Consider the following 6094-nt stretch of genomic DNA (forward strand, 5'->3'; position numbering starts at 1 on the left):
TTGCTAAAGCGCTGGAATACTGGCTTTAGATTTTAACATAGGGCGGGGCGCTGCCACCGTTTTTCCCGTTTCCCAGTTTCCAAATGCAGCCGGAAATCCAATTTGTCGTAATGTGGGCCACAATCGGCACGAGCAAGTTGCCGGTCGCCAGGGCGCTGTACCCCAGCGCTAGCCCCACGAGGGTGGCCCAAACGACATAAGACCACTGTTGTGGCCCGCTGAAATGCAGGATGCCGAAGCACAGACTGGAGATGACTACTGCACTTGTGTCCATCCCCAAGTCAGACAGCATGACGCCCCGAAACAGGAGCTCCTCACTCATACCGGGCAGCAGTCCCAGCCACAGTAGGTCTGGCCACTCCAGGGGTTTGAGCACCAAGGCTAGGTAGAAATCCGCACTCTGGCGGTATGCCGGCCACAGCCGGTAGACAATAGAGCTGGCGGCAGTAATGGCCAGCCCGACGCCGGCACCGCAGGGCAGCGCCCAACCCATCAGGCTGAGCGGGAGCAGGGAGACGGTGCTCAAGTGCTGCCAAACTTTGGCAACCAGCAGCAAGATAACTGCAGTGACCCCCATGTACCCTAAAATTTCGATGCGGGTCAGGGGTTCCATGTCTGGACGGTTAGGAAGTGGTTCGGCCATCGGTAAAAGACAGGCAACGCAAGGACGGGACAGATGGGCTGAGGGCAGCTGGACTGATGCCGGCGCGGTGAGCCACCATAACGCCCAGCGCCTCTAAGTATGAGTTTACCCTTATGGCTTTAACTCCCACTTTTTCTGGAGGCACTTGCATTGTAGTCTGATTTTCGCTGACGGCAATCGCCAGCACCGGCATCTGGCTAAAGCTCAATACCGCACTGCCCCCGAAGGCTGCTGCCGGCACGACCACGGCATCGACTTGCTCCGCCCACACATCTGCCGGTTGACAAATCTCTGATTTTGTGGTAATAAACTGAGGTGCGCGACTGAGGCCGGCAAGAACGCAGGGCAAGAAGGTGTGGCCCAATTCCTCAGCAGCCGAGCGGGGGGAGAGATTGGCATCGAGGGGCAGGGGCGAGAGTGCCGGTGCGTGGGCGCAGGGAATGGCCAAGGTGCGCACGACGAGGTGGCTGATCACCGCTTCCGCACCGGCCAGCGGGTCAACGCCCTGTCCGTGCCGGTAGCGCTGCAGCGCTTCACTGTCCGGGTCGTCGGGAAATCTGGCCACCACGGCGAGCGCCTCCGCCCCCGCTTGCCGAACCAGCACCTCCGCCGCCCGCAACAAGCTTCCCGGATTGCCAATCGTCCCCCAGCTGGCACCGGCATCCGATGTGCGCAGTTCCACCTCCAGCGGCGCGTCTGTCACCGCACAGTCCGTCAGGGAAATCCCCAAAGTGGCCCTCGCCGCGTCCGCCGCTTGCAGGTGCCGCAACCGCAAGTCTGGCTCAATCCCGCAGTCGAGGATTAAACCCACCCGGTTCTGGTGCACCGGTCGCAGCCCCCAGCACCCTTTGGCAAATTTGTCAAGTCCGAAGCCTTCCACATAGAGCGCATTTGGAAGCGGCCAGTACAGCTGGGCACCGTTCAGGACGTTTGGATGAGTAATCAGGCGGTCTGCGATTTGCGCCATCGCTCTGGCAACCGGCAGCGCATCCCCCGCATAGCCGCCAATCGCCGCACCAATGCCGGTGGGCACAATCAGCACAACTGTATACGGACGCCGAATCATCTTAAATTCCGTTTATTTAGTTTATTTGCGTGCCGTGGGGGTAAGCCCTCGTCTTTGGGACAGGCGAGACGCCTGTCCTACGTCTGGACAGGCGGGACGCCTGTCCTACGCCTTGGCACGCGGGGGTTGGGGGTGGGGTTATCCCCTCACACCGGCATGCCGGCGGAATCGGAATCGGCGGTGACTACTGCTTCAACCAGGGCTTTCTGCCGGTCGGCGTCCGTGCCGGTGATTGCCCAGCGCAGGGGTTCCCCCCGCTTTTGCAGTTCCGCCTCAATCGCTTGCTGCAGCTGCTTGGGCGATTCCTGCAAGTCAATTTCAGCCGTAATAAAGTGCGTCGTCATCGCGGTTTGTCGGGTAGTGGATGCAATTAATCGTAACTGGCAGCAGTGCCGGTGCGTCTGGGGGCCCAGAACCCCGGAAGAGGGCGGTCTCCGTGGGTGGCCATCGGTGTCAACTTAAGCTCCTGGCGATTGAAATCGCGGCTATACAAACGAAGTCCGCCTGCGCGGACTTAAGAGAAGAGCGGGACTTTTCAAACCCGCGCAGGCGGGTTTGGTCTGTGTAGCTGCGGTTACCCTGCGGGAAGCCGCCAAGGGCGGCTACAACCGCCCAGAGGCTGCGGGACACAGCTTAAGTTGACACGCTTTGGCACGGGGGCCCGCCCCTACGAAACCGGGGTTCTGAAATTTACGCAAAGAAACCCGGTTTCTCAGATTTCAAGACCGGCGCTCTACGGTTGGCCAAATTGCCGCTGGTAGACTTCATCTTCCTTCTCAGTCTCAATCTTGAGATTGGAGAGAGGTTTGGCGACGCACAGCAGCACATAGCCTTCCGCCTGGAGTTGAGGACCGACGCCCATGCCATCCTTCTGATCCACCTCTCCTTCGAGGATCTTAGCGGCGCAAGTGGTGCAGACACCGGCATTGCAAGAGCAGGGCAAATCTAGGCCCGCAGCGACAGCAGCCCGCAGAATAATCTTACCTTCTGGGACTTCGATAGTGTGGGTGGTGCCTTGGTGGTTAATTTCAACAGTATAAATCTTTGACATTGTGTGAGTCGGTCGCGTGAAGCGCCAAATCTTCTAAGTGGGAGCGTAACCATTACTGCCGGCGTCGCACACCGCATGGAACGAACTCTTCTTCCCCCCCTCCCCGTTCATGGGGAGGGGGTTGGGGGGTGGGGTTCCCCGGATGCAAATAGTTTTGCATCATCCTGGTGCAACGCCGCACTTGCTGATTGTACCGCCACAGGCGATCCTACTGAATATCGATAGTGCGGGGAGGGGGAGATTCCTTATCCTTGGGCGCTTGCCCCGGATTGGACACATAATCCTTATACAAGTCCACAATCATCTTGGTGAGGTCACTTGAGGACATCTCTTGGCCCCTGATTTTCGCTTTCAGATAAATTTTCAGAACCTCGGTATAGGACAGCCCCAGCGCCATTGTCAGAGCAGCCGCAGTGGACGCCGCGATCGCCCCACCGGCAACCGTGCCCACACCGGGCATCAGTTTCAGCAAATTGGCCACAATGGCCCTGCCGGCAGCCGCCATCCCGCCGGCACCCACCACCGCCGACACAATCGTACTCATAAACGCCCGGTCGAAGGGCAAGCCAAAGATGGCCGTAATGTTGGCCAGCATTACCGTTTGCATGGCCATCAGTACCGGCGCGTCGGAGAACGGAATCGGGGAAGCGCCAATAATGGTAGAGCCGGCCACATAGGCGCTCACATACTTGGACGCTTCTTTGGCTTTCAGCTCAATACTGCCGATCTGCTCTCGGACGAAAGCCTTGCGCGCCACCTGGGGGATGAGTTCCAGAGTCGCCTCCACCAAACGCTCCAAACCGTGTATCTCCACCGGCGGGAAGTCATCGTGAACCACCTTCGGTTCCGCCATGATTGGAACAACCTGACTCACCGGCAGATTCTTGCCTTCCAAGTAGGCCAAGAAATCCGTGCGTTTGTGGGTCGTCGTCTGAGTCACCACCAGAATAATAGGCACATCTTTGATTTCCAGCTCCCTCAGCCAGTCTTCCTCCACCCCCTCAAACCGGCGTCCCTCATAATTAATGCAGTACCACACCACATGGATGTGCTCTGTGACCGGTTGCAGACTGCAGTCGTCAATCAGTTTGGCCACCTCCTGCCGCACCCGCTCAATCTGCCCGCCAGACAATTCCAGCCCCGGAGTGTCGTAAACTGTAATCGGGCACCCAGGCTTAGTGTACTGCCGGATACCTTGAGTCACCGGTCTGCCCACGCCGGTTTCCGCCAGCCGGTCGCGGAAAACCGCATTAATTAGCGTACTTTTGCCCACGCCGGTTTTGCCAATCACCAAAACATTGCACTGTCCCAACTTCTTTTCCGCATCTTTGTAAGCATCCCCAATTTTGGTCAAAAGCTCATCAAATGAGTAATCCTTCTCAGACATCCCAAATTTCTCCTCACTAGCCTTCCGCCTTCTGGGGCGGGCACGGGGACCATCCGTGTCAACTTAAGCTGTGTCCCGTAGTCTCTAGGCGGTTGTAGCCGCCCTTGGCGGCTTCCCGCAGGGTAACCGCAGCTACACAGACCAAACCCGCCTGCGCGGGTTTGAAAAGTCCCGCTCTTCTCTTAAGTCCGCGAAGGCGGACTTCGTTTGTGTAGCCGCGATTTCCAATCGCCGGGAGCTTAAGTTGACACCAATGGTACGGGGACCCGCCCCTACAGATATTAAACTCGTTAAACTCGTTCCGGGGCGAGCACGGGGGCACCGCCCCTACTGCCTGGGAACCTGTGGCACGGGGACCCGCCCCTACGGCTCTGCCTCCCTTTCATTTTATGTAACCCCCTCACCCCCATCCCTCTCCCTCTCTTTTATACCCTCTTGGCGTCCTTGGCGTCTTGGCGGTTGATTAAAATTATCCCACTCCACCTCAATGAACCCGCAACCGAAAAATTCTGCTATCAGCGTTACCGAACTCACAGAAAAAATCGACCGGCTTCTCACATACGGCATCGGCGATGTCCGCGTGTCTGGCGAGGTGTTCAACTTTAAAACCGTGCAATCAGGGCACCGCTATTTTACCCTAAAAGACGAAGGCGCACAAATTAGCTGCGTTTTGTGGAAAGGCAGACCTTTGTCTTTTAAGGTAGCCGATGGGATGAGGGTAATCGTCGAGGGGAGACTGACAGTTTACCCGCCGCAAGGCAAATACCAAATTGATTGCAGTCGCATCACCCAACAGGGGAAGGGCGATTTGTATCTAGCGTTTGAAGCCCTCAAGCAGGAACTCGCCGCCAGAGGGTACTTTGAACGCGCCCGCAAGAAGCGCCTGCCAAGTTTGCCCTGGCGGATTGGGGTGGTTACCTCCCCAAATGGTGCGGCGATTGAGGATATTAAAAGCACTCTGAAGCGGCGGATGCCGGCTTGCGCGATTTATTTTTGTCCTGCCAGCGTGCAGGGAGAAAACGCGCCCGGAGAAATTGCCGGTGCAATTCGGACGCTCAATCAAACAGACTGTGAGGTGATGATTGTGGGGCGCGGGGGCGGTTCTTTGGAGGATTTGTGGGCGTTCAACACGCGCACAGTAGCGCAAGCGATATACGAGTCGAAGATTCCAGTAGTTTCGGCAGTCGGGCACGAAATTGATTTTACCATAGCGGATTTTGTCGCTGACGTGAGGGCGGCGACGCCAACTGCCGCCGCCGAGTTGGTGACAGAGCGTGATAAACTAGAATTGCTGGGGGTTATTGCTGAAAAGCAGGGGAAGCTGTCGAGGCGGATGAGTGAGATTTTGCAGAAGAGGAAACAGGCGGTTGCGGCGCTAGCTAACAGTTACGCACTGCAGCGGTTTCCGGAACGCCTGCACAATTACACGCAGCGAGTGGATGAGGCGGAAGAGCGCATGGAACTCGCTGCCGGTCGGATTTTGGGAAGTGCGCAGCAGCGACTTTCGGCGCTGTCAGCTCATCTGGAATCGCTGCACCCGCTGTCTCCGCTGCGGCGGGGTTTTGCGTTGCTGCGCAGTGAGAGCCGGTTGATTGCAGCGGGGGAGTCTTTGGAAGGTTTTGAGACTGTGGAAATTGTGCGGCAGGGAGAGGTGGCTTGTGTTAAGATTGAGAGAGTTAGTCGGGGTGAATAGATTTTGTAGGGGCGGTGCCCCCGTGCCATTGGTGTCAACTTAAGCTCCCGGCGATTGCAAAGAAGCTGTTGGCGAATTCGTGAGGGGTTAGACCTCTGGCTAGTTGGCCAAGTTCCTGGCGATTGAAAATCGCGGCTATACAGACGAAGCCCGCCTTCGCGGGCTAAGAGTGGAGCGAGACTCTCACAATCTGCGCGGTTTTTTTCGAGGAAAGGAGGGGACAATGGTTCGCAGAAAGCTCCCCTCCCCGTTAA

The 6094-nt window shown here is 57.5% G+C and carries 6 protein-coding genes; 1 reads left to right on the forward strand and 5 read right to left on the reverse strand.

Annotated elements, in window-relative coordinates:
• Positions 1-25: 25 nt before the first annotated feature.
• The 5 genes from OSC10802_RS0131355 to OSC10802_RS0131375 all read right to left on the reverse strand — a co-directional run bounded on the left by OSC10802_RS0131355 (position 26) and on the right by OSC10802_RS0131375 (position 4147).
• Entirely contained in the window at positions 26-643 is a 618-nt protein-coding gene (locus tag OSC10802_RS0131355; protein WP_044172126.1) for a CPBP family intramembrane glutamic endopeptidase, read from the reverse strand.
• Positions 624-1709 carry a DUF3326 domain-containing protein gene (locus OSC10802_RS0131360; RefSeq protein WP_017720725.1) on the reverse strand — a complete coding sequence of 362 codons (1086 nt, stop codon included), beginning with the start codon at positions 1707-1709 and terminating at the stop codon, positions 624-626. The genes OSC10802_RS0131355 and OSC10802_RS0131360 overlap by 20 nt, the downstream gene beginning before the upstream one ends.
• A gap of 146 nt (positions 1710-1855) precedes the next feature.
• Positions 1856-2053, reverse strand: a complete 198-nt coding sequence (locus tag OSC10802_RS0131365; RefSeq protein ID WP_017720726.1) for a DUF8621 family protein — start codon at positions 2051-2053, stop codon at positions 1856-1858.
• A 389-nt stretch (positions 2054-2442) separates the two neighbouring features.
• Positions 2443-2760, reverse strand: a complete 318-nt coding sequence (locus OSC10802_RS0131370) for a 2Fe-2S iron-sulfur cluster-binding protein (RefSeq protein ID WP_017720727.1) — start codon at positions 2758-2760, stop codon at positions 2443-2445.
• Positions 2761-2968: 208 nt separating this feature from the next.
• Positions 2969-4147 (reverse strand): GTPase family protein, encoded by a 1179-nt coding sequence (locus tag OSC10802_RS0131375; protein ID WP_017720728.1) that lies wholly within the window; start codon positions 4145-4147, stop codon positions 2969-2971.
• A 487-nt stretch (positions 4148-4634) separates the two neighbouring features.
• Between OSC10802_RS0131375 and xseA the strand changes: the two genes are divergently transcribed.
• A complete protein-coding gene (xseA, locus tag OSC10802_RS0131380; RefSeq protein ID WP_017720729.1) occupies positions 4635-5840 on the forward strand; it encodes an exodeoxyribonuclease VII large subunit in 1206 nt (401 codons plus the stop codon).
• The last annotated feature ends 254 nt before the right edge of the window (positions 5841-6094 follow it).

Source organism: Kamptonema formosum PCC 10802 (assembly GCF_000332335.1).
Classification (GTDB): Bacteria; Cyanobacteriota; Cyanobacteriia; order Cyanobacteriales; family Oscillatoriaceae; genus Oscillatoria.